Below are 22,171 nucleotides of genomic sequence, written 5' to 3'. Positions count from 1 at the left end.
TCACAACACACGAAACGGCCCCGGGAACACAGGACCGCCTGATACGCCAATGTCCCGGCCACCGTCCAAACCACCGACGAACCCCGACGAACCCTCAACGAACCCCGACGAACCCCGACGAACAAAGGGCAGATGCACACCGACCGCACCTCCTCCACCCGCTTCTCCGTCCCCGTCGACGCCGCCCTGCGTACCGCCGGATGGCAGCCAGGCCGCTGGGACATAAAGCAGGCGGAAATCTGGGCCGACACCCTCCGCGAACACACCTCCCCCGCCGGCCACCGCCACGCCGTCTTCCCCGCCGCCGTCGAGGCCTGGGCCGAATTCGGCGGCCTCCACCTCACCGCCCAGGGACCCGGCCGCCGACTCGCCCCCGCCGACCTCCACCTCGACCCACTGCACGGCCTCCACATGGCCCGCACCCTCGGGGACCTCGGCCGCGCCCTCGACACCGAGGTCTGCCCCCTCGGCCACGAGACCGCCACCCGAGCCCTCATCGCCATCGACACCCAAGGCCGCACCTACGCGCTCGACCACACCGGCGACTGGTACCTCGGCCCCACCATCGACGCCGCCCTCACCACACTCCTCACAGGCACCGCCCCGGTACGCCTGACCATCGGCTGACGACACCCGCGGAGGCGTCGACCGAAAGGCTCACCGCACCATCCCACGCCGATGCACGAAACCCACCCCCGGCCACCCGCACCACCGGACACCCCACCAACAAAACGCGGCCCTACACCGCCGGAATCACCGCCGACACCCGAAACCCCCCAGCCTCCGTCGGCCCCGACACAAACACGCCCCCCAACTCGGCCACCCGCTCCTTCATCCCGAGCAACCCGTTCCCCCCACTCGGCAACCGCGCCGCCCCCGCCGCCCCCGGCTCCGGCGGCGGCCCGTTCTCCACCTGCATCGCGATCTCCGCCGACCGGTGCGCGAGCCGCACATGCGTCTTCGCCCCCGCCGCATGCTTGTGCACGTTCGTCAACGCCTCCTGCACCACCCGGTACGCCGTCTGCTCCACCTCCGCCGCATACACCCGCACCTCCCCCTCCACCGACAAATCGACCACCATCCCCGCAGCAGCCGACTGCCCCACCAACACCTCCAACTCCGCCAGACAAGGCCCCTCACCCACCTCGTCCTCCGCCCGCGAAGCCGCAGCCGCAGCCGCCACCCCCACCGCCGCCAAAGGCACCGAAACCGGCCCCGACACCGCGTCCACCCGCGCCATCGACGAAAAACCCTCCCCCGACCGCAACACCCCGAGCATCTCCCGCAACTCGGTCAACGCCTGCCGCCCCATATCCCCCACCAACGCCGCGTTCCTGACGGCCTTCTCCGGATCCTTCCGAGCCACCGCCTGCAACGCCGCCGCATGCACCACCATCAACGACACCCGATGCGCCACCACGTCATGCATCTCCCGCGCAATCCGCGTCCGCTCCTCACCCCGAGCCCACTCCGCACGCTCCTCCGCCCGCTCCGCGAGCAACTGCAACTCCCGCTCCAGCGAATCCGCACGCTCCCGCAGACTCTCCATCAACCGCCGCCGCGCCCCCACATACAACCCCAACAGCACCGGCGGCGCCGTCAACCCGATCGCCACCGTCGACGCCAGGAACGGCGCGAACGCGTCCCCGCCCCCAACCGCCCCGTCCCCCTGCAGATTGCTCCGCGCCGCCTGCACGAACCACACGATGAACACACCCGCGAACGCCATCCCCGACAACGCCCCGATGATCCGCCTCGGCGCCTCCGACGCCGCCAGCGTGTACAGCCCGACGAGCCCCATCAGATACCCCATCTGAGCAGGCGCGACCGCGATGAACACCAACACGACGACAACGGGCCACATCCGCCGCACCAACAACACGGAACCGGCCAACGCCCCGAACACGACCCCCACGGCCTCCGGCAGCCCGGCGTTGTCCGCGAAGGCAACCCCCTCCACCGAACACTCCACCGCCGACACCAACGCCAGCCCACCGTCGAGCAACGCCCCCCGCCGCCGCTCCCACCACCACGGCCCGGCCCTCTCCCCCGCCCCGGACCCGGCCCCGGTGTGCTCTTCCCCCGTCGTGGTCATGACCCAAGCCTACGTTCGAGCGCCCCCGCTTTTCCGGCGAGTTTCCCGTACTGGCCTACACCACGCCCCACATTCGAACAGAAGCGAAACCGCCCGGTATCCCTCGAACTGCCGAATCGCCCACCGTTCGACTCCGGAACCCCTCATTCCGCCCGGACGGTATGCCCATGGCACATCCACACAACAAGTACGCCGACTTCGAGGCCCTACGCGACCAGGCGATCACCCTGCGTCGAGCAGGCCTCAGCCGCCGTCAGATCCGCGACCGCCTCCACGTCGACAACAACGACATCCTCAACCGCCTCCTGGAGGGCGAGCCCCCACCGGAGTGGACCAAGCGCCCCAACGCCAAGGACGACCTGAAGGCACGGGCCCGAGACCTACGCCTCCAGGGCTGGACGTACGACCAGATCCAAGTCGAGCTGGGCTGCTCGAAGAGCTCGATCTCGCTCTGGGTACGAGACCTGCCGAAGCCGGAGCGCAAGCGTTCGACTGAGGATTCGGCGGCAATCGCCCGCCGGGGCTGGGAGGCGAAGCTCCGCATCCGTGACGAGGAACGGCAGCAGACCAAGGAGGTCGCCAAGCAGGCGATCGGCAACCTCTCACCCCGCGAACTGTCTTTGGTGGGCGTAGGCCTCTACTGGGCCGAGGGCAGCAAGGACAAGCCGTACGACCGTCGAGAGAACGTCACCTTCGTCAACAGCGACCCGGGCATGATCCAGGTCTTCCTCGCATGGCTCGCCCTCCTCGGGGTCGAACGCGAGCGCCTTCGCTTCAACGTGATGATCCACGAGAGCGCTGACGTGACAGGCGCGGAAAAGTACTGGGCCGAACTCGTCGACGCCGATCACTCCACGTTCAACAAGACGACCCTCAAGAAGCACAACCCCAAGACGGTTCGCAAGAACGTGGGCGACTCCTATCGAGGCTGCCTCGTGATCAAAGTCCTGCAGGGTGCCGACTTGTACCGTCGCATCGAAGGGTCTTGGTACGGCATAGTGGTGGGAGCCACTCGACAGCCTGACGAAATGTCCGGTTAGTCGGCTTTAGTCCCCCGTGGTGTAATTGGCAACACACGTCACTTTGGATGATGTATTTCAGGTTCGAGTCCTGGCGGGGGAGCCACGGCACACAAGACCTCAGTTCGGGTCCTGACCCCAAGAAAGACGGGTCAGGACCCGCTCACATTTCCCCCTCACAACGCCCCGGTATCCTGCGGATGTCCACACCCCACACATCCACAGCCGAAGGGCATCCCCGTGAGCGCAACCCGCCCGGCAGCCGTCGTCGTACTCGCAGCGGGTGAGGGCACCCGTATGAAGTCGGCCACACCCAAGGTTCTGCACAGCATCTGTGGCCGCTCCCTGGTGGGCCACGTCCTCGCCGCCGCACGCGAGTTGGACCCGGAGAACCTGGTCGTGGTCGTCGGGCACGCCCGCGAGAAGGTGACGGCGCATCTCGCCGAGGTCGACCCCGGCGTACGGACGGCCGTCCAGGCGGAGCAGAACGGCACGGGGCACGCCGTGCGGATGGGGCTCGAAGAGCTCGGCGGGGTCGTCGACGGGACCGTGGTCGTCGTCTGCGGTGACACGCCGCTGCTCACCGGCGCCACCCTGCAGGCCCTCGCCGCCACCCACTCCGCCGACGGCAACGCCGTCACCGTGCTGACCGCCGAGGTCCCGGATGCCACCGGTTACGGCCGGATCGTCCGCGACGGAGCCTCCGGTGCCGTGACCACGATCGTCGAGCACAAGGACGCCACCGAGTCGCAGCGCGCGATCCGTGAGATCAACTCCGGGGTGTTCGCGTTCGACGGTCAGCTGCTCGCGGACGCGCTCGGGAAGGTCAGGACGGACAACAGTCAGGGCGAGGAGTACCTCACCGACGTTCTGGGGATCCTGCGTGAGGCCGGGCACCGGGTCGGCGCCTCCGTGGCCGGCGACCATCGTGAGATCGCCGGTATCAACAACCGTGTGCAGCTCTCCGAGGCCCGTCGCATCCTGAACGACCGGCTGCTGACCGGGGCCATGCTGGCGGGGGTGACCGTCGTCGATCCGGCGACCACCTGGGTCGACGTCACCGTCACGTTCGAGCAGGACGCCCTGGTCCACCCGGGCACGCAGCTCCTCGGGGCGACGCACCTCGCGGAGGGCGCGGAGGTCGGGCCGAACTGCCGGCTGAAGGACACGAGGGTCGGGGCGGGGGCGCGGGTGGACAACACCGTGGCGGACGGTGCCGAGGTGGGCCCGCGGGCGACCGTGGGGCCGTACGCGTACTTGCGTCCCGGTACCCGTCTGGGTCTCAAGGCCAAGATCGGTACGTATGTCGAGACGAAGAACGCGAAGATCGGTGAGGGGACGAAGGTCCCGCATCTGTCGTATGTGGGTGACGCGACGATCGGTGAGTACACGAACATCGGGGCGGCGAGCGTGTTCGTGAACTACGACGGTGAGGAGAAGCATCACACCACCGTCGGCTCGCATTGCAAGACGGGTTCGGACAACATGTTTGTGGCGCCTGTCACGATCGGGGACGGTGCGTACACCGCTGCCGGGTCGGTGATCACGAAGGATGTGCCGCCCGGTTCGTTGGCCGTGGCCCGTGGCCAGCAGCGGAATATCGAGGGCTGGGTGGCCCGTAAGCGTCCGGGGAGTGCGGCGGCGAAGGCGGCCGAGACGGCTTCCCGGGAGGGCGAGAGCGAAGGCTGACCGGAAACAGGTGCGCCAAGGACGTCGTACCGTGATAAGTGCACACCCGCACCCCAGCTGAGTCTGCGATTTTCGCGTGCCCGGCTGAGACACCTCTGAGGAGACAGTGCTGTGACCGGGATCAAGACGACCGGCGAGAAGAAGATGATGTTCTTCTCCGGCCGCGCCCACCCCGAGCTTGCGGAGGAGATCGCCCAGCAGTTGGGTGTCGGGGTTGTCCCGACGAAGGCCTTCGACTTCGCCAACGGTGAGATCTATGTCCGTTACCAGGAGTCGGCGCGTGGTGCGGACTGCTTTTTGATCCAGAGCCACACGGCTCCGATCAACAAGTGGGTCATGGAGCAGTTGATCATGATCGACGCGTTGAAGCGTGCGTCGGCCCGGTCCATCACCGTGATCGTGCCGTTCTACGGTTACGCGCGGCAGGACAAGAAGCACCGTGGGCGTGAACCGATCTCGGCGCGTCTGATCGCGGATCTGATGAAGACGGCGGGTGCGGACCGGATTCTGGCGGTGGACCTGCACACGGACCAGATTCAGGGTTTCTTCGACGGGCCTGTGGATCACCTGTTCGCGTTGCCGTTGTTGGCGGATTATGTGGGCGCGAAGGTGGACCGGAGCAAGTTGACGGTGGTGTCTCCGGACGCGGGGCGTGTGCGGGTGGCGGACCGCTGGTGTGACCGTCTCGGTGCGCCGCTGGCGATCGTGCACAAGCGGCGTGACAAGGACGTGGCGAACCAGGTGACCGTCCACGAGGTGGTGGGTGAGGTCAAGGGTCGGGTGTGTGTCCTGGTGGACGACATGATCGACACGGGTGGCACGATCTGCGCGGCGGCGGACGCGTTGTTCGCGCATGGTGCGGAGGATGTCATTGTGACGGCGACGCACGGTGTGCTGTCGGGTCCGGCGGCCGATCGGTTGAAGAACTCGAAGGTGAGTGAGTTCGTGTTCACCAACTCGCTGCCGACGCCGAGTGAGTTGGAGCTGGACAAGATCACGGTGTTGTCGATCGCTCCGACGATCGCGAGTGCGGTGCGTGAGGTGTTCGAGGACGGTTCGGTGACGAGTCTGTTCGACGAGCAGTAGGGACGTTGTAGATCGTTTTGGGTACGGCCTTCCTCTCCGAGTAGACTGCTGCAGTTGCTCGGCGAGGGAGGCCGTACGTGTTTCCGTCTCAGGACGGTGGTGCGGCTGTCCGTTATCGACGCGCTCTTCGTAGCAGGCCGTTCGTGGCCGGGTGACCACGTCCGTTCCTGTTTCTACGAGGAGTGATCATGTCCGAGGTGAAGCTCGTCGCGTCGACGCGTACCGAGTTCGGCAAGGGTGCCGCCCGTCGTATCCGTCGTGACGCCAAGGTTCCCGGTGTTCTGTACGGTCACGGTTCCGACCCGATCCACCTGACGCTTCCGGGCCACGACCTGCTGCTGGCGCTGCGTACGCCGAACGTCCTGATCTCTTTGGACATCGACGGCAAGAGCAACGAGCTGGCGATTCCGAAGTCGGTGCAGCGTGACCCGATCAAGGGTTTCCTGGAGCACGTCGACCTGCAGCTGGTTCAGCGTGGCGAGAAGGTCACGGTGGAGATCCCGGTGCACACCGAGGGTGAGCTGGCGCCGGGTGGGAACCTGCTGGAGCACGTGCTGAACGCGCTGCCGGTGGAGGCCGAGGCCACACACATCCCGGAGTCCGTGACGGTCTCCGTCGAGGGTCTGGAGGCCGGTGCCTCCGTCCTGGCGAAGGACATCACGCTGCCGAAGGGTACGACGCTGGCCGTCGAGTCCGACGCCGTGGTGCTGCAGGTTCTGGCCGCGCAGGCGGAGGAGCCGTCGGAGGAGTCGACCGAGGGTGCCGAGGCCGCCGAGGCCTGATCCTCAGCTCTGTTTTCGGTTCGTCAGCCGCTGTTCCCTTGGGGGGCAGCGGCTGGCGCGTATCAAGGAGACATGCACGTGACGACCGATCCGAGTGCGCCCTGGCTCATCGCGGGCCTCGGTAACCCGGGGCCGGAGTACGCGGCGAACCGGCACAACGTGGGGTTCATGGTGGTCGATCTGCTGGCTGAGCGGATCGGGGGGAGGTTCAAGCGGGCGGGGAAGGCGCAGGCGCAGGTCGTGGAGGGTCGGATCGGGCCGCCGGGGCCGGGGAACCGTCGGGTGATTCTGGCGAAGCCGATGTCGTTCATGAATGTGTCGGGTGGTCCGGTGACGGCGCTGCGGGACTTCTACAAGGTGCCGGTGGCGAACATCGTGGCGATTCATGATGAGTTGGACATCGACTATGGGGCGTTGCGGCTGAAGTTGGGCGGTGGTGACAACGGTCACAACGGGCTGAAGTCGATGACGAAGGCGATGGGGTCGGACTATCACCGGGTGCGGTTCGGGATTGGTCGTCCGCCGGGTCGTATGCAGGTGGCGGATTTCGTGTTGAGGGACTTCTCCGGCGTCGAGCGCAAGGAGTTGGACTATTTCGTGGACCGGGCGGCGGACGCGGTGGAGTGTCTGGTGATCGAGGGGTTGGAGCGGGCGCAGGGGACGTACAACTCCTGAGCGGATAGGTATAAGTCATACTCTGGCCGTTTCTTGTTCTGGCCTGCGAGGGTTGACCGACCGCCGTTGCATGGCCAATGATCCCGGCCATGCCTGCCACGAAAGCCCCCGCTGCCCGCTCGCGGCGTCGTCCGCGTCAGGGCGGCGCCGGTGCGGCGGTCGCGCTGCGGTACGGACGGCTGGCGGCGATGAGTGTGGTCGTGCTGGTGATCCTGATCGCCGGGGTGTGGGGTTCATGGGGCTGTGCTCAGCACGTGATGCTGAGCAAGGGGCGCGAGCAGGGCACGATGACGGTGTCCCGGTGCCGGGGCGAGACCTGCTGGGGGCCCTACGAGCCGGTGTCGACGGGGTCACGGGCCCGGGAGCGGGTCGACATCGAGCGGTCGGTGGCGGTGGAGACGGGTGAGACGTACGCCGTCGTGGTGAAGCCGGGCAGCAGTGATGTCGTCCGGACAGGGCCTGCAGGTCTGCTGCATGCCTGGGTGCCGCTCGGCGGCGCGCTGCTGTTGGCGGCGGTGGTCGTGGCCGGTGGTTTGCGGATGGTGCGGTCGGCGTGGGTGCTGGGCGGGCTGGGTGTGGCGCTGGTGACGGCAGCGTGGGTGGCGCTCTGAGACCGGTTTTCGGCTGACGGCCCGGTGGGGGCTGGTGGCGTAGTTCACGGCGCCCCTGGAAGCAAGCCCTGCGGGCGTGGGATGCAGCGGGCGCAGCGCCTGCTTTTCAGGCTTTTCCAGGGGCGTGGGGTGCTGCGCGAGGAGCCCCCGGGCCGTCGGCCGCGAACGAAAACTCTGAGGTCAGCCAGTGTTGCGTAGCCCTGCCGCCACCCCGTTGACCGTGAGCAGCAACGCCCGCGCGAGCAGCGGGTCAGCCGTCTCCCCTGCGGCGGCTGCGTCGCGCTGGCGCTTGAGGAGGGCGACCTGGAGGTAGGAGATGGGGTCGAGGTAGGCGTCGCGGATGGAGAAGGTCTGTTGGAGGACGGGGTTGGCGTCGAGCAGTTTGTCCTCGCCGGTGATGCGGAGCACCTCGCGGACGGTCAGTTCGTGTTCGGTCCGGATGGTGTCGAAGACGTGCTTGAGGTGGTCGGGGACGAGGGTGTCGACGTAGTGCTGGGCGATCCTGAGGTCGGTCTTGGCGAGGGTCATCTCGACGTTGGAGAGGAAGTTGCGGAAGAAGTGCCATTGCTCGTGCATTTCGTCGAGCACGGTGTCGAGGCCGGCTTCGCGCAGGGCCTTCAGGCCGGAGCCGACGCCGAACCAGCCGGGCACGATCTGCCGTGACTGGGTCCAGCCGAAGACCCAGGGGATGGCTCGCAGTCCGTCGAGGGAGACGCCTGAGCCGGGGCGGCGGGAGGGCCGTGAGCCGAGGTGCAGGTCGGCGAGCTGGTCTACCGGCGTCGATGCGAGGAAGTACGTCGGTAGGTCCGGGTCCTCGACGAGCTGGCGGTAGGCGGCGTGCGCGGCGTCCGATACGACGTCCATCGCCGCGTCCCAGCGGGCCAGGGCTTCGACGGACTGGCGGGGGGCGGTGTGCAGGGCGGAGGCCTGGAGGGTGGCGGCGACCGTCAGTTCCAGGTTCTCCCTTGCCAGGGAGGGGACGAGGTACTTGTCGGAGATGACTTCGCCTTGCTCGGTGACCTTGATCTCGCCCTCCAGCGTGCCCCAGGGCTGGGCGAGGATGGCGTCGTGGGAGGGGCCGCCGCCGCGGCCGACGGTGCCGCCGCGGCCGTGGAAGAGGCGGAGGCGGACGCCGTAGCGGTGGGCGACGTCGCGTAGGCGGCGCTGGGCGCGGTGGATCTCCCACTGCGAGGTGGTGATGCCGCCGAACTTGGAGGAGTCGGAGTAGCCGAGCATGACCTCTTGGACGTCGCCGCGGAGGGCGACGAGTCGCCGGTAGGAGGGGTCGGCGAGCATGTCTTCGAGGATGGTGTCGGCGGCCTTGAGTTCGTCGGTGGTCTCCAGGAGGGGGACGATGCCGATCTTGGCCCAGCCGGCGTGGAGGTCGATGAGGCCGGCCTCGCGGGCGAGGATGGTGGCGGCGAAGACGTCGTCGGCGCCCTGGCACATGGAGATGATGTAGGACTCGATGACCTCGGGGCCGAAGACGGCGAGTGCCTTCTTGACGGTTTCGAACACGCCGAGGGTTTTGGCGCCGGCGGCGTCCAGTGGGGCGGGTGTGGGGGCGAGGGGCCTTCTGGACCTGAGTTCGCGGGCGAGGAGCTTGTGGCGGTACTCGCGGGGCATGTCCTCGTAGCGCCAGGATTCCTCACCGAGGCGGTCGAAGAGCTGGCCGAGGGCGTGGTGGTGGGCGTCGGCGTGTTCGCGGACGTCCATGGTGGCGAGTTGGAGGCCGAAGGCGGCGAGTGTGCGGATGGTGCGGTTCATGCGGCCCTCGGCGAAGAGTCCGCCGCGGTGTTCGCGCAGTGAGGTCTGGATGAGGGTCAGGTCGTGGAGCAGCTGGGAGGTGCCCAGGTAGTCGCGGCCGGGTTCGTGGGGGATGCCCTTGGCGAGGCGTTCCTTGGTGTTTTCGAGCTTCTGCCGGATGCAGGTGGCCTTGAGGCGGTAGGGCTCTTCGGCGTTGAGGCGCTTGTAGCGGGGGCTGATCTCGGGTAGTGCCTCCAGGTCGGCCTGGAGTGATGTCAGGAGCTCTTCGGTGGCGCCGGTGTAGCGGATGGAGTTGGAGAGGAAGCCGCGGAGTTCGTCGATGAGTTCGAGGGCGTCGTTGATGCCGTGTTCGTGTTGGAGGATGAGGACGTCCCAGGTCACTTGGGGGGTGACGTTGGGGTTGCCGTCGCGGTCGCCGCCGATCCAGGTGCCGAAGGTGAGGGGGCGGGTGGTGTCGGGGAGGGTGACGCCGACGCGTTCCAGTTCTGCGGTGAGGTCTTCGAGGACGTCGCCGACGGCGCCTGCATGGAGTTCGTCGAGGTAGTAGATGGCGTTGCGCGCTTCGTCGGTGGGTTCCGGTCGTACGACGCGGAGTTCGTCCGTCTGCCAGACGAGGTCGATGTTTTCGGCCAGTCGGGTGTCGTAGCGGCGGCGGTCGGAGGCGATGACGGGGGTTTCCAGGAGTGCGGCGATGCGCCGGAGCTTGTTGAGTACCGACCGGCGTGCGGCCTCGGTGGGGTGGGCGGTGAAGACGGGGCGGACGTTGAGGTTGCCGACGGTCTGGCGCAGGTGCTCGGGGTCGGCGTCCTTCAGGCGATCGGCGGTACGGGCGAGGAGTCCACCTTCGGCGGCACGGCGTGCCCTTAGTTCGCGGCCGCGGTGCACTTGTTCGGTGACGTTGGCGAGGTGGAAGTAGGTGGAGAAGGCGCGGACGAGCTTGGCGGCGGTTTCCAGTTCGGTGCCGCGTAGGAGGTCTGCGGCGGCTTCGCCGTCTTCGCGGGTCAGGCGGCGGACGCGCTCGACCAGGTCCAGGAGTTCGGGTCCCTCCTGTCGTACGAGGGTCTCGCCCAGCAGGTCGCCCAGGCGCCGGATGTCGGCGCGAAGTTCGGTGCTGACCGTGGTGTTCTGGTCGTCGGCACTGCTCACAGGTGCGGCTCCTTGCAGTGTTGAAGCTCGTCTGGAGGGGAACCCGGGTGGGGGTCCGGCGGTCCGGGCCCTGTGGTGGGCCTGGGGGTCCGGGCTGGATTCAGTGCGGACCGCGCTGTCCGACCGAGTCCAGGATAGAAGGCCGTCCGGGCGGGCCGGGCGACAGGTGCCACTTTGGCGGCACTGAGTGCCACATGTCCACCGTGGTCGCTCGTTGTAATTGGACGCGCAGAGCGGTGGGCTCTTGCCGCTCGGCACCGCGCTGCCATACTTACGATGCCGTAGGTTACGGAACCGTAGGGAATGCCGGCTGGTGACTCCCGCATGCTGTCGCCGCAGGCATCTCCCTCTCTCTCCATCCTCGACCCCACAGGGGACGCCCATGAGCACAAGGCCCGATGTGATCGAAGACGCCTCGGAGGCGACCGGTTCCCCAGGTTCGGACGTGACCGACTCCCCCACTCCGTCGGCGACGCTGGGCGGCGAGCAGAAGCGTTCGATCGAGCAGCTCACCCTGCTCCTGTTCATCACCGTGCCGTTCCTCGCGCTGCTCGCGGCGGTGCCGCTGGCCTGGGGCTGGGGGGTGAGCTGGCTGGATCTCGGTCTGCTGGTGTTCTTCTACTACCTCGGCTGTCACGGCATCACGATCGGCTTCCACCGGCACTTCACGCATGGTTCGTTCAAGGCCAAACGTCCGCTGAAGATCGCGTTGGCGATCGCGGGCTCGATGGCCGTGGAGGGGCCGCTGGTGCGTTGGGTGGCCGACCATCGCAAGCACCACAAGTTCTCCGACGCCGAGGGTGATCCGCACTCGCCGTGGCGGTTCGGGGAGACGGTCCCCGCGCTGATGAAGGGCCTGTGGTGGGCCCATATCGGCTGGATGTTCGACGAGGAGCAGACCCCGCAGGACAAGTACGCCCCGGACCTGATCAAGGATCCGGCGCTGCGGAGGATCTCCCGTCAGTTCATTCTGTGGACGGCCCTCTCGCTGGCCCTGCCGCCGCTGATCGGGGGTCTGGTGACGATGTCCTGGTGGGGCGCGTTCACGGCGTTCTTCTGGGGCTCGCTGGTCCGGGTGGCGCTGCTGCACCATGTCACCTGGTCGATCAACTCGATCTGTCACGCGGTCGGCAAGCGTCCCTTCAAGTCCCGTGACCGCTCGGGCAATGTGTGGTGGCTGGCGGTCCTGTCGTGCGGGGAGTCGTGGCACAACCTCCACCACGCCGACCCCACCTCCGCCCGGCACGGGGTGGAGCGCGGTCAGCTGGACTCCTCGGCGCGGCTGATCCGCTGGTTCGAGTGGTTCGGCTGGGCGTACGACGTCCGCTGGCCGTCACGCTCGCGTATCGATTCCAGGCGCATCTCGGGTGAGGACGGCTCCCGGCAGGGGAAGGCGCCCGCCGAGGCGGCATGATTGATGCCGTGGCGACCGACTCCAGCAGCACCCCGAGCAATGACAAGCCGCGGCGTGTGCGCCGTACCCGGATGACGGGCGCCGAGCGCCGAGCGCAGTTGCTGGAGGTCGGCCGCGCCCTCTTCGCCTCGAAGGGGTTCGAGGCGACGTCGGTGGAGGAGATCGCGGCGAAGGCCGGGGTGTCCAAGCCGGTGGTGTACGAGCACTTCGGTGGCAAGGAGGGGCTGTACGCGGTGGTGGTGGACCGTGAGATGAGCCGGCTGCTGGACATGGTGACGAGTTCGCTGACGGCGGGCCACCCCCGTGAGCTGCTGGAGCAGGCCGCGTTCGCGCTCCTGGACTTCATCGAGGAGTACACGGACGGCTTCCGCATCCTGGTCCGCGACTCCCCGATTCCTCAGTCGACGGGGTCGTTCGCGTCGCTGATCTCGGATATCGCCACCCAGGTGGAGGACATCCTGGGTCGCGAGTTCAAGAGCCGGGGCTTCGACCCCAAGCTCGCCCCGCTGTACGCGCAGGCCCTGGTCGGCATGGTCGCCCTGACCGGCCAGTGGTGGCTGGACGTCCGCCGCCCGAAGAAGGCGGAGGTGGCGGCTCACCTGGTGAACCTGGCGTGGCACGGCCTGGACGGCCTGAACCAGAAGCCGCGGTTGATCGGGCACCGGAAGAGTTAGTGGGCGGTGCGGTTTCGTTGCGGGGTGCGGGTGGGTCGGGCTTCTCGCGCGGTTCCCCGCGCCCCTGAACAGCGGGGGCTGCGCCCCGTGCTTTCCGCCCCCGCAGCCCCGTCGTCTTTCAGGCCCGCGGGGCCCGGGCTCTCAGGGGCGCGCGGTACTGTGCGAGAAGTGCCACCGGGTCCGCATCCGCCGACACACCCGGGCCCCCGAGCTACTGGGCGCTTTCGTCCACGTCCTTCGCGCTGAGCGCCAGGTCGTTGTTCACGGTGAAGTACGGCTTCACTCTGGTCCGCCCGCGCTCGAAGTGCTCGAACATCTGTCCGGGCATCAGATCGGTCTTCCGCCGCTCCACCACGTCGCCCCCGATCCGTCCCACCGGCACGTCCCCCAGCCGCAGGTCCCACAGATCGTGCTCGACACTCCGCCGGGCCATGAGCTCGCCGTAAGGGACGGTGAACCGGAACCCCCGCTCCCCCACGGCCCACGCGGGCACAGTGAAGTCGTACGCGGTGTCGGTCCGGGAGACGACGTGCGCGACGGCGCCCTCACCCAGCGGGGCGGCGCTTCCGTGCAGCGTCCCGGTCACGGTCACCGAACCCTCGCCCACCTCGACGGCGTCGGTCTCCGCGTGCGCGGGCCTCAGCCAGGTCCGCAGGGCGAGGAACCCGTCGACGGTCGGGTACGGGATCCACGCCGCCACCCCTCGCTGATCGACACCGGGTGCCCGTCCGACCAGCGCGGCCTGCTCCACCAGCCGTACGGTCAGCCGTACCCGCTTGTTCGTGCCGCGTTTGGCGACGTAGCAGTCCCAGCGCCCCTCGGCGAGGCTGTGCTCGGCGCGGCTGAGGGTCGCCCGGACGACCGTGTCGGGCGCGTCGGCGCTCGGCAGGACCGGTACGCGGATCTGCCGCTTTCCGGGGTCGCGCCGCAGCCGGGCGATGAAGTCGAGGGGCCCGGAGGGCAGCTCGGCCGGGTCGAGGAGGACGGTGACGCCGCCGTCGGCGGTCGCGCGGGCGTGCGCGGCGGGTGTGGGAGCGCTCCCTTCGAGTGCGGGAGCGGCGGCCTTCGCGGGGCGTGGGCGAAGGGCGCGGGCGGCGAGCTGTTTCAGCCGGGTGGCGCCCTCCCATTTGCGGCGCCGGGACGTAGACAGCTCTTCGAAGAGGGTTTCGTAGCGGCGGGCGATGACGGAGGGCGCGTAGGTCTGGGCCTTCCTGAGGGCGCCCTTGCCGAGCCGTTCGCGCAAGGCCTCGTCGACGACGACGCGTTTCAGCGCGTCGGCGTAGGCGTCGACGTCTCCGTCGAGGGGGACGAGGAGGCCGTCCTCGCCCTGGGTGATGATCTCGCCGGGGCCGTGCGGGCAGTCGGTGGCGACGACCGGGACCCCGCAGTGCATGGCCTCGACGATGGTCATGCCGAAGGACTCCATGTCGGAGGAGACGGCGGCGACGGCGCCCTTGGCCCACTCGGTCTCGATCGGGGAGACCGCGCCCATGAGGAACACGCGGTCGTGCAGTCCGAGCCGGTCGATCTGCTCCCTGAGGTTCTGCTTCTGCGGGCCGCGGCCGTAGATCCGCAGGGTCCAGCCGGGGTGTTCGGCGGCGACCTTGGCGAAGGCGTTCACCAGCCGGTCGTAGCGCTTGATGGGGATGAGGCGGCCGGCGGCGACGATGACCTGGGAGTCCAGGGTGGAGCGTGCGACGGCGGGGGCCTGGACCCCGTTGGGGACGCAGACGATGGTGGTGGTGACGTCGGGCAGGGCGGCGCGGTACTGGGCGGCGTCGGCCTCGGAGACGGTGACGTAGGCGTCGAGGCCGGCGATCGCGTCGTTCTGGTTGGTGCGCAGCGGTTCCCGGTACTGGTCGAGGCTCAGGTGCTCCTGGCCGATGCGCAGATAGCGGCGGCGGCCGTCGCGGGCGAGGTAGCCGTTGAGGTCGGGGCGGGTGGCGATGACCACGTCGGCGTCGGTGCGGGCGAGGAAGCCGCCGATGCGTTCGTCCTGGAGGGCGGTGTAGGGCAGGGTGCCGGTGGCGCCGGTGTAGTGGAACATCGTGCCCGGCAGCTTGGTGAGCGGGTGCTCGCCCTCGTAGCCGGGGGCGCTCTCCCGCAGGTCGATCAGCGGGGTCATGCGCACGCGCGGGTCGAACGGAAGCTGTGGTTCGTCGCGGGAGCGGTGGACGGTGACGACCTCGACGTCGTGCCGTTCGGCGAAGGCGGCCGAGAGGTTCGCGGTGGAGCGAATGGTTCCGCCGATCCCATAGGCATTGTTGATCAGGAAAGCGATCTTCATATGTGGTTCCCCCAGGAGACCGTCCGGCGCGGGCGGCATCACCCGCACCCCCGGCTGGTCAGGTCGGGGGTGTGCGCGGGCATGGCCTATGCGCGGTCGGCAATCAAGAATTGAATGGGCGCAGCGGAAATCGGCCGACCGGGAAGCTGGAAAGGGATACGCGCGGCAGCGCATCGCGCAGGTGATCCCGACCGGACAGCCGAAAGTTTATGTGGCGCGCGTCACAAACCCAATCAAGCGCGCCGGTCACCTCAACAGATACTCACTGACCCAGATCCCCCCTGGTCACAGCCCCAGCCCCCGGCTTCCCCGCCATCACGTGGAAGGCAACAAAAAGTGAATCGAGAATATAGCCCTCACAAAGGAAAGCCAAAGAACAATATCAGCCACTTCTGCACCACCAGACCGCCAAAGCCGGAATATAAAAATCCGCTTGGCTACGGCCTTTCGGGTGGGCAGGGCCGCAGTGGCGTGGTCTCCAGCATCTCCGCCGCCATCGTTTCGGCGGGTCCGGCGGTCCGTTCGGCGATGCGCCGGAATGTTTCCTGGGCCGGCCGGGCGGGCCATTCGTCAGGCAGATGGCGTACGGGCAGCCTGGGGTCGGTGCGGATGACACGCAGCCATTCGGCGACCAGCCGCAGCCGGGTGGCGACCGGGTCGGCGGCGGTGAGGTCGGCGGAGGTCCAGCGCTCGTCGAAGGCGACGTACCGGGCGGCGACGACCTCGAGGTCCCAGCTCTCGCGGATCATGGCCCCGATGTCGGTGAACTCGTCGGCCCGCGCGTGGAACACCTTCACATGGGCGTCCAGTCCCAGTTCGGAGACGATCTCCCGTACGTCCACCCGTCCCGGCGCGATCCACAGCCCGCTGTAGAGGGCGCCGAATCCGGACCAGGTGAGCCGGGAGCGCAGATCGTGCCGCTGCCGCTGCCAGGACTCGGGGAGGGAGAAGCCGAGGAGGGTCCATGTGCCGTCCCAGTCCTCGTTCACCGCGCCGTCGCGCCAGATGCGCTGTCCACCGTCGCGCAGGATGTCCCGCGCGTGCGGGGTGAGCCCGAAGAACATCCTCCGGCCCTCCCGCTGGCGCCGCAGCAGCCCTCTGTTCACCATCCGGGTCAGCGTCGACCGCACGGCCTGCTCTCCCGTGCCGACCCGGCCGAGCACATCGATGATGCTCCCCGAATACACCCCGAGGTCGTCTCCTCCCCGGTCCAGCACGTGGTTGCCGAAGAAGGAGAGCACCAGCGACTGCGGCCGCGGCTGCGGCGCGTCGACGCCCTCACCGTCCACCGTTCCCGAGCGGTCCAGGATCTCGTCCTCCACAGCGGTAAGGGTACGGGGGGCCTTTCGGCTGGTCAGGGGTGCGCTGCGAAGAGGCGCGGGGACCTTCGGGAGAAGCCCCACGCGGCCGCGGCCGGGCGGGCGCGAGAGCCCCCACCCGGCCCCGGTGGGGCGACGACCCGCGGTCCCCCGCATCACACCCCCGACCGGTCAAGGGCCGCCCCGCACCTCTCATCTCCCGCCTACGAAGTCACGCCCTCCTTCACTGCCCCCTCCCGAGGCACCCCGTCACCCAGCGTCTGCTGATGCGTCTCGCGTACGAACCACACGGTCACGGCGGTGATCGCCGCACCCCCGCACACCAGCAGCGAGATCGGCGTACTGGAACCGCCGTTGGCCGCCACCAGGCTCCCGGCGATCATCGGCGAGAACCCCGCACCGATCAGCGTGGCCATCTGGTACCCGAGCGACGCCCCGGTGTAGCGGACCTTCGTCCCGAACATCTCGGTGAGCAGCGCCCCCAGCGGCCCGTACATCACGGACTGGGCGAACCCGTGGCCCAGGACGACCGCGAGGATCAGCAGCCCCGGCGACCCGGAGTCCACCAGCGCGAGCACGGGGAAGGCGAGCGCGGCGGAGGCGAGGGCGCCGGCGAGGACCACCGGGCGGCGCCCGACGCGGTCGGAGAGCGCCGACGCGCACGGCAGGACGACGAGCGCGACGGACGCCGACACGGTGAGCGCGGTCAGCACCTGCGGCCGGGGGTAGCCGATTCCGGTGGCGTACGCGATGAGGTAGCTGGTCAGCAGCGACTGCGCGGTGAAGGCGCCGATCCCGACACACGCGGCCAGCACCAGCGCGCGCGGCCGGCGCAACACGTCGACCAGCGGCAGCCGGGCCTCGGCACGGTCCTTCTTGACCTTGGCGAAGAGCGGGCTCTCGACCACCTTCAGCCGCACGAACAGCCCCACGCCCAGCAGGACGACGCTGAGCAGGAACGGCACCCGCCAGCCCCATGCCGCGAACTGGTCCCTGGGCATGGCGACGACGAGGGTGACGACGAGCGAGGACAGCAGGGAGCCGAGCGGTGCCCCCATCTGCGTGAAGCTGGACCACAGGCCGCGCCGCTTCTCCCCCGCGTGCTCGACGACCATGAGGGTGGCGCCGCCCCACTCGCCGCCGATGGCGATGCCCTGCAGCACCCGCAGGGTGATCAGCAGCACGGGCGCCCAGACGCCGATGGTGTCGTAGGTCGGCAGCAGGCCGATGAGGAAGCTGGCGCCGCCCATCAGACCCATGGTCAGCAGCAGCATGGACTTGCGGCCGAGCCGGTCACCGAAGTGCCCGAAGACGATCCCGCCGAGCGGGCGGGCCACGTACCCGGCGGCGAAGGTGCCGAACGCGGCGATCGTGCCGACGGCCGGGTCCGCTCCCGGGAAGAAGAGTTCGCCGAAGACGAGGGCGGCGACCGTTCCGTAGACGAGGAAGTCGTAGAACTCGACGGCCGTGCCGAGCAGGCCGGAGAACGCGACGCGACGCAACTGTCGTGCGCGCATGGCCTGTTCGGCTTGCTCGGCGGGGGTGGGGAGGGGGGACGGGGACATGCGGGTCTCCCTGGGCTGAGGGGAACGAGGGAGGAACACCGCGAAGGTAGGCGTCTACCTATCGGCCGTCAATATTCTGCACAACATCCACATCGCCGGTCGCCTCCACGCCGCCTCAAACCGGCTGCAGGAACTCCAGCCGGTTCCCCACCGGGTCCACGGAGTAGAACCGCCGGTACCCCGGCAGGCCGTCGTCCCAGGTGACCGTCGCCTCGCGCGCCGCCAGGCGGTCCGCGTACGCGTCGATGTCACGGACCCTCAGGCCGGGGTGCGCCTCCCTCGGCGCCTGGAACCCCACCTCGGTCCCGAGGTGCAGGATCACCTGCCCCGACGCGAACCAGCACCCTCCCCGGAGCGCGAGCGCGGGCGGCTTGGGGATCTCCGTCATTCCGAGGACGCCGACGTAGTACGCCCGCAACCGATCCTCCGAGCCTGGCGGGGCGGCGAGCAGGACGTGGTCGATCGCGGTGATCACCGGCCGGCCTCCGGCGTGCGGGCGACGACGAAGATGCGGCGGAACGGGAACGGCGTGCCGTGGGCGGTGGGCGGATAGGCCTCGCGCAGGGCCGCCCGGTACTCGGCGACGAACGGCTCGGCGTCCGCGCCGAGTTCGGTGAGGACCGGCCGCAGCCCCGTCCCCTTCACCCAGTCGAGCACCGGGTCCTCGCCCTGGAGGAGATGGACGTACGTCGTCTCCCACGCGTCGACCTCGCAGCCGAGGTCGGCGAGGGCGTCGAGGTAGCGGGCGGGGAGGTGGACCGCGTCGTCGTGGCGCAGGGTCGCGCCGAGCCGGTCCTTCCAGCGGGCGGAGTGCGCGAGCTCGCGCATCAGGCGGTGGCTGGGCGAGTCGAAGTTGCCGGGGACCTGGAAGGCGAAGGTGCCGCCGGGGGCGAGGGCGTCGATCCAGGCGGGGAAGCGGCCGAGGTGGCCGGGGACCCACTGGAGGGTGGCGTTGCTGACGATCAGGTCGTACGGCTCGGGGGGCGTCCAGGTGCGCAGGTCCGCCGTGGTGAAGTCGATGCGGCCGCCGCCCGGGGTGGGCCCCTCGTGGTCGACGTGGGCCTTGTCGAGCATCTCGGGCGAGTTGTCGTAGCCGGTGATGCGCGCGGTGGGCCAGCGGTCGGCGAGGAGACGGGTGACGTTGCCGGGGCCGCAGCCGAGGTCGGCGATGCGCGGGTGGGGCGCGGGCGGGTCGGGGATGTGGGCGAGCAGGTCGACGAAGGCGCGGGCGCGGTGGCCGGCGTGGCGCAGGTACTGCCGGGGGTCCCAGGTGGGGGTGGTGGCGGGCATGGGGGCTACCTCCTCGTGATTCTCCGGACGGCGGCGGTCCGGGACCGTCGCCGGCCTCGCGAAGTCCGGCGGTCCGGGACCGTCGCCGGCCTCGCGGAGTCAGGACTCCGAAGTCCGGGCTCCGGACTCCTTCCACCCTCACCCTCCGAGTTTCTCTACGTCAAGAGACTTGGCCCTAATAATCTCGATCTCAAGAGACTTCACGTCGACACAACCACTACACTGATCGCATGGAGGACGAGGTCGATCGGCTGGTCGCAGCGTGGCGCCGGGAGCGCCCCGACCTCGACGTGGAGCCGCTGGAGGTACTGAGCCGGGTGAGCAGACTGGCCCGGCACCTGGATCGCGCGCGCCGACTGGCGTTTGCCGAGCACCAGCTCGAGCCGTGGGAGTTCGATGTGCTGACCGCGCTCAGGCGCGCCGGGAACCCGTACCAGCTCTCCCCCGGTCAACTGCTCACCCAGACGCTGGTGACCTCGGGCACGATGACGAACCGTATCGACCGGCTGACGAAGAAGGGCCTGGTCGAACGGCTGCCCGACCCGAGTGACCGTCGGGGCGTGCTCGTCCGGCTGACCGAAGAGGGCCGGGACCGCGCGGACCAGGCGCTCGCCGGGCTCCTCGACCAGGAACGGGCGATCCTGGCCGAGCTCTCCCGTGCCCAGCGAGGTGAACTGGCGGGCCTGCTACGCCAGTTGACCGCCCCGTTCGACAACATCCCCGGCTAGGTCGACGGGCCCCACGCCCGCGCGACGGGCAAGGGCGACCGCGGCGAGGGTGGAGTGGACGCCCAGCTTGCCGAGGACGTTCTGCATATGGGTGCGGACGGTGTGCGGGGAGAGGAACAGGCGCTCGGCGACGGCCTTGCGTCCCAGTCCGGCCACCATGCACCGGAGCACTTCCCGCTCACGCGGGGTGAGGGACTCGACGAGCCGCTCACTCTCCGTGCGGTGCTTGCGCGCGGCGGTCAGCTCCCGCAGCACGCCGGTGAGCAGCGCGGGCGGCAGATGGGTCTCCTCGCGCAGCACTCCCCGGATGACGGTGAGCAGCCGGGACAGCGAGCAGTCCTTGGCGACCCACCCGGACGCCCCCGCCTGGAGGGCGAGCGCGGCCCGGCGCGGATCGTCCTTCTCGGCGAGTACGACGGTCCGTACGCTCGGCTGTCCCGAGCGCACCCCCGCGACGAGCGATATGCCGTCCACCAGCCCGTCCTCGCCGCCGTCCGGCACGGGTACGGCGGCCGGACGCGCGCCGGGGACATGGGCGTGCCCCCCGAGGTCGGCGTCGACCAGAAGCACGTCGAACTTCCGTCCCTCCGCCGCCGCGCGGTCCAGACAGCGCAGCGCGGCGGGTCCGCTGCCGGCCGCGGACACGTCCACGTCCGGCTCGGCGGCCAGGGCCGCGGCGAGCGACTCGGCGAAGATGCGGTGGTCGTCGACGACCAGGACTCGGATGCGAACCACTGAAAACCCCCACTGGTCGGGGGACGGCCGGCGCGAGTACGGCGCCCGGAGCGTGCCCCGGTTTACACCTGGGACGGGGCGTCGTAGCCGCACGGCCGCCGCCGTGCTGAACCGCTACCCCCACTCCGGGCGTCGTACCCGACTGTCTCGCCCCCTGATCAGCACCGGCCCCCACCGGTGCTGTTCATCAGGGTACGGCCGGGGGGCGGGAGCGGAAGGTTATTTGCAGAACTGGTTGTCCGGCACGTTTATGGTGTGCCGCATGTTTCGCATCGAGACAGAAGTCGACAAGGAACGAAGCCAATTGCTGCGTTCCCGACTGCGCGCCAGCAACACGGCGGCTTCACCGGTCCTTCGGGCGCTGCGGGGAACCCCTGGTGAACGGGGACTGCCGCTCCACGTGTGGGCGCTGGACGAGGCGGGCGGTCTCGCCGGGGGTCTGGTCGGCCACACCTGGGCGACCTGGCTCCATGTGACGTACCTGTGGGTCGACGAGCGCCGGCGGGGGGCGGGCCTGGGCTCGCATCTGCTCTCGCGAGCCGAACGCGTGGCCGCCCGCGAACGCGGTTGCCGCTCGGCCCGCCTGGAGACCTGGGACTTCCAGGCCCCGGATTTCTACCGGCGGCTCGGCTACGAGGTGGTGTGCGTGATCCCCGACTATCCGCCGGGGATCACGGAGTACACGTTGACGAAGCGACTGGGGTGAGCCGTGGACGGCAAGCCCCCGGCCGACGCCACTGCTACGGGGTTCGTCAACGGGCGCCCCATGGGCGGGTGATGATACGAGAGCCAGGTGATCAGGTCGGTGGCCGCGCGAGTACGGTGGAGTGGCCTGCCCGGATGGACTTGGGGGAATTCGTGACGTTCGAGCAAGAATGGGCCGGACTGCGCGCGGCGGCGGCCGAGCGAACTGCCATGCAGCTCAACAGGGTTCCGGCCGAGGGTGGCGGAGGCGGTGGCGGGCCCGACCTGGTGGTCAATCGGGACGACCTCGGCGCCATCGGCAACGAGGCGTACGACCTGCTGGGTCGGCTGGCGAAGGACGGTGACCTCGCCCGTCCCGCCACGTTCGACGCGGCGATAGCGCTGACCAACGGGAACTTCGTGAGCGGTTCGGCCGTGCTGAAAGTGCATGACTATTGGCAGACCCACCTGAGGACGCTGCTGGATGCCTGCGCGCAGATCTCAAATCATCTCGATTACAGCAAGGCCCAGCACGACAAGGACGAGGTGAAGATCAAGGGAGATCTGACCCGGATATCCGCGCTCACGAAATACATGAAATAGGG

General features: G+C 69.0%; 20 protein-coding genes and 1 tRNA gene. 13 read left to right on the top strand and 8 right to left on the bottom strand.

Going from position 1 to position 22,171, the window contains the following annotated elements; genetic code table 11:
- Window positions 1–132: 132 nt before the first annotated feature.
- Window positions 133–627 (top strand): SUKH-3 domain-containing protein, encoded by a 495-nt coding sequence (locus tag ACFY9I_RS12025; RefSeq protein ID WP_391000091.1) that lies wholly within the window; start codon window positions 133–135, stop codon window positions 625–627.
- A 112-nt stretch (window positions 628–739) separates the two neighbouring features.
- On the opposite strand, the gene ACFY9I_RS12020 is transcribed toward ACFY9I_RS12025, so the two are convergent.
- Window positions 740–2,095 (bottom strand): histidine kinase, encoded by a 1,356-nt coding sequence (locus ACFY9I_RS12020; RefSeq protein ID WP_391000089.1) that lies wholly within the window; start codon window positions 2,093–2,095, stop codon window positions 740–742.
- A 167-nt stretch (window positions 2,096–2,262) separates the two neighbouring features.
- Here ACFY9I_RS12020 and ACFY9I_RS12015 point away from each other — a divergent pair, with 167 nt between their 5' ends.
- The 7 genes from ACFY9I_RS12015 to ACFY9I_RS11985 all read left to right on the top strand — a co-directional run bounded on the left by ACFY9I_RS12015 (window position 2,263) and on the right by ACFY9I_RS11985 (window position 7,957).
- The gene (locus tag ACFY9I_RS12015; protein WP_391000086.1) at window positions 2,263–3,135 is read left to right on the top strand and encodes a hypothetical protein; all 873 of its coding nucleotides are present in this window, start codon (window positions 2,263–2,265) and stop codon (window positions 3,133–3,135) included.
- Between the two features lie 10 nt (window positions 3,136–3,145).
- Window positions 3,146–3,220, top strand: a tRNA-Gln gene (locus ACFY9I_RS12010).
- Window positions 3,221–3,354: 134 nt separating this feature from the next.
- The gene (gene glmU, locus ACFY9I_RS12005; protein WP_391000084.1) at window positions 3,355–4,803 is read left to right on the top strand and encodes a bifunctional UDP-N-acetylglucosamine diphosphorylase/glucosamine-1-phosphate N-acetyltransferase GlmU; all 1,449 of its coding nucleotides are present in this window, start codon (window positions 3,355–3,357) and stop codon (window positions 4,801–4,803) included.
- 111 nt (window positions 4,804–4,914) lie between these two features.
- Window positions 4,915–5,889: a ribose-phosphate diphosphokinase gene (locus tag ACFY9I_RS12000; protein ID WP_391000081.1), complete on the top strand. Its 975-nt coding sequence runs from the start codon at window positions 4,915–4,917 to the stop codon at window positions 5,887–5,889.
- A gap of 188 nt (window positions 5,890–6,077) precedes the next feature.
- A complete protein-coding gene (locus ACFY9I_RS11995; RefSeq protein ID WP_391000079.1) occupies window positions 6,078–6,671 on the top strand; it encodes a 50S ribosomal protein L25/general stress protein Ctc in 594 nt (197 codons plus the stop codon).
- Window positions 6,672–6,743: 72 nt separating this feature from the next.
- Window positions 6,744–7,346, top strand: a complete 603-nt coding sequence (pth, locus tag ACFY9I_RS11990; RefSeq protein ID WP_391000076.1) for an aminoacyl-tRNA hydrolase — start codon at window positions 6,744–6,746, stop codon at window positions 7,344–7,346.
- Window positions 7,347–7,435: 89 nt separating this feature from the next.
- Window positions 7,436–7,957, top strand: a complete 522-nt coding sequence (locus ACFY9I_RS11985) for a hypothetical protein (protein WP_391000073.1) — start codon at window positions 7,436–7,438, stop codon at window positions 7,955–7,957.
- 180 nt (window positions 7,958–8,137) lie between these two features.
- Here the strand turns inward: ACFY9I_RS11985 and ppc are convergent, their stop codons facing one another.
- Window positions 8,138–10,870 (bottom strand): phosphoenolpyruvate carboxylase, encoded by a 2,733-nt coding sequence (ppc, locus tag ACFY9I_RS11980; protein ID WP_391000070.1) that lies wholly within the window; start codon window positions 10,868–10,870, stop codon window positions 8,138–8,140.
- Window positions 10,871–11,252: 382 nt separating this feature from the next.
- Between ppc and ACFY9I_RS11975 the strand changes: the two genes are divergently transcribed.
- A complete protein-coding gene (locus tag ACFY9I_RS11975; protein WP_391000067.1) occupies window positions 11,253–12,284 on the top strand; it encodes a fatty acid desaturase in 1,032 nt (343 codons plus the stop codon).
- A complete protein-coding gene (locus tag ACFY9I_RS11970) occupies window positions 12,281–12,958 on the top strand; it encodes a TetR family transcriptional regulator (RefSeq protein ID WP_391000064.1) in 678 nt (225 codons plus the stop codon). Before ACFY9I_RS11975 ends, ACFY9I_RS11970 begins: the two co-directional genes overlap by 4 nt.
- Window positions 12,959–13,169: 211 nt before the next feature.
- Here ACFY9I_RS11970 and ACFY9I_RS11965 read toward each other — a convergent pair whose 3' ends face one another.
- From ACFY9I_RS11965 to ACFY9I_RS11945, 5 genes are all read right to left on the bottom strand, one after another.
- Window positions 13,170–15,245 carry a glycosyltransferase gene (locus tag ACFY9I_RS11965; protein ID WP_391000061.1) on the bottom strand — a complete coding sequence of 692 codons (2,076 nt, stop codon included), beginning with the start codon at window positions 15,243–15,245 and terminating at the stop codon, window positions 13,170–13,172.
- Between the two features lie 437 nt (window positions 15,246–15,682).
- A complete protein-coding gene (locus ACFY9I_RS11960) occupies window positions 15,683–16,567 on the bottom strand; it encodes a PaaX family transcriptional regulator C-terminal domain-containing protein (protein WP_391000059.1) in 885 nt (294 codons plus the stop codon).
- Between the two features lie 200 nt (window positions 16,568–16,767).
- Window positions 16,768–18,129 (bottom strand): MFS transporter, encoded by a 1,362-nt coding sequence (locus tag ACFY9I_RS11955; RefSeq protein WP_391000056.1) that lies wholly within the window; start codon window positions 18,127–18,129, stop codon window positions 16,768–16,770.
- 115 nt (window positions 18,130–18,244) lie between these two features.
- Complete coding sequence (locus ACFY9I_RS11950; protein WP_391000054.1) at window positions 18,245–18,604, bottom strand: glyoxalase; 360 nt, start codon at window positions 18,602–18,604, stop codon at window positions 18,245–18,247.
- Window positions 18,601–19,419 carry a trans-aconitate 2-methyltransferase gene (locus tag ACFY9I_RS11945; protein ID WP_391000051.1) on the bottom strand — a complete coding sequence of 273 codons (819 nt, stop codon included), beginning with the start codon at window positions 19,417–19,419 and terminating at the stop codon, window positions 18,601–18,603. Before ACFY9I_RS11945 ends, ACFY9I_RS11950 begins: the two co-directional genes overlap by 4 nt.
- 230 nt (window positions 19,420–19,649) lie before the next feature.
- On the opposite strand from ACFY9I_RS11945, the gene ACFY9I_RS11940 reads away from it, so the two are divergent.
- A complete protein-coding gene (locus tag ACFY9I_RS11940; protein ID WP_391000049.1) occupies window positions 19,650–20,147 on the top strand; it encodes a MarR family transcriptional regulator in 498 nt (165 codons plus the stop codon).
- Here the strand turns inward: ACFY9I_RS11940 and ACFY9I_RS11935 are convergent.
- Window positions 20,106–20,882, bottom strand: a complete 777-nt coding sequence (locus ACFY9I_RS11935; protein WP_391000046.1) for a LuxR C-terminal-related transcriptional regulator — start codon at window positions 20,880–20,882, stop codon at window positions 20,106–20,108. The genes ACFY9I_RS11940 and ACFY9I_RS11935 overlap by 42 nt on opposite strands.
- Before the next feature lie 262 nt (window positions 20,883–21,144).
- On the opposite strand from ACFY9I_RS11935, the gene ACFY9I_RS11930 reads away from it, so the two are divergent.
- Both ACFY9I_RS11930 and ACFY9I_RS11925 read left to right on the top strand, forming a co-directional pair.
- A complete protein-coding gene (locus tag ACFY9I_RS11930) occupies window positions 21,145–21,588 on the top strand; it encodes a GNAT family N-acetyltransferase (RefSeq protein WP_391000043.1) in 444 nt (147 codons plus the stop codon).
- Window positions 21,589–21,740: 152 nt separating this feature from the next.
- A complete protein-coding gene (locus ACFY9I_RS11925) occupies window positions 21,741–22,169 on the top strand; it encodes a hypothetical protein (protein ID WP_391000394.1) in 429 nt (142 codons plus the stop codon).
- Window positions 22,170–22,171: the final 2 nt, after the last annotated feature.

Origin of the sequence: Streptomyces sp. NPDC012510, assembly GCF_042955065.1 — a bacterium.
In the GTDB taxonomy this organism is placed as follows: Bacteria; Actinomycetota; Actinomycetes; order Streptomycetales; family Streptomycetaceae; genus Streptomyces.
This window is presented reverse-complemented; position numbering and strand designations above follow the sequence as displayed.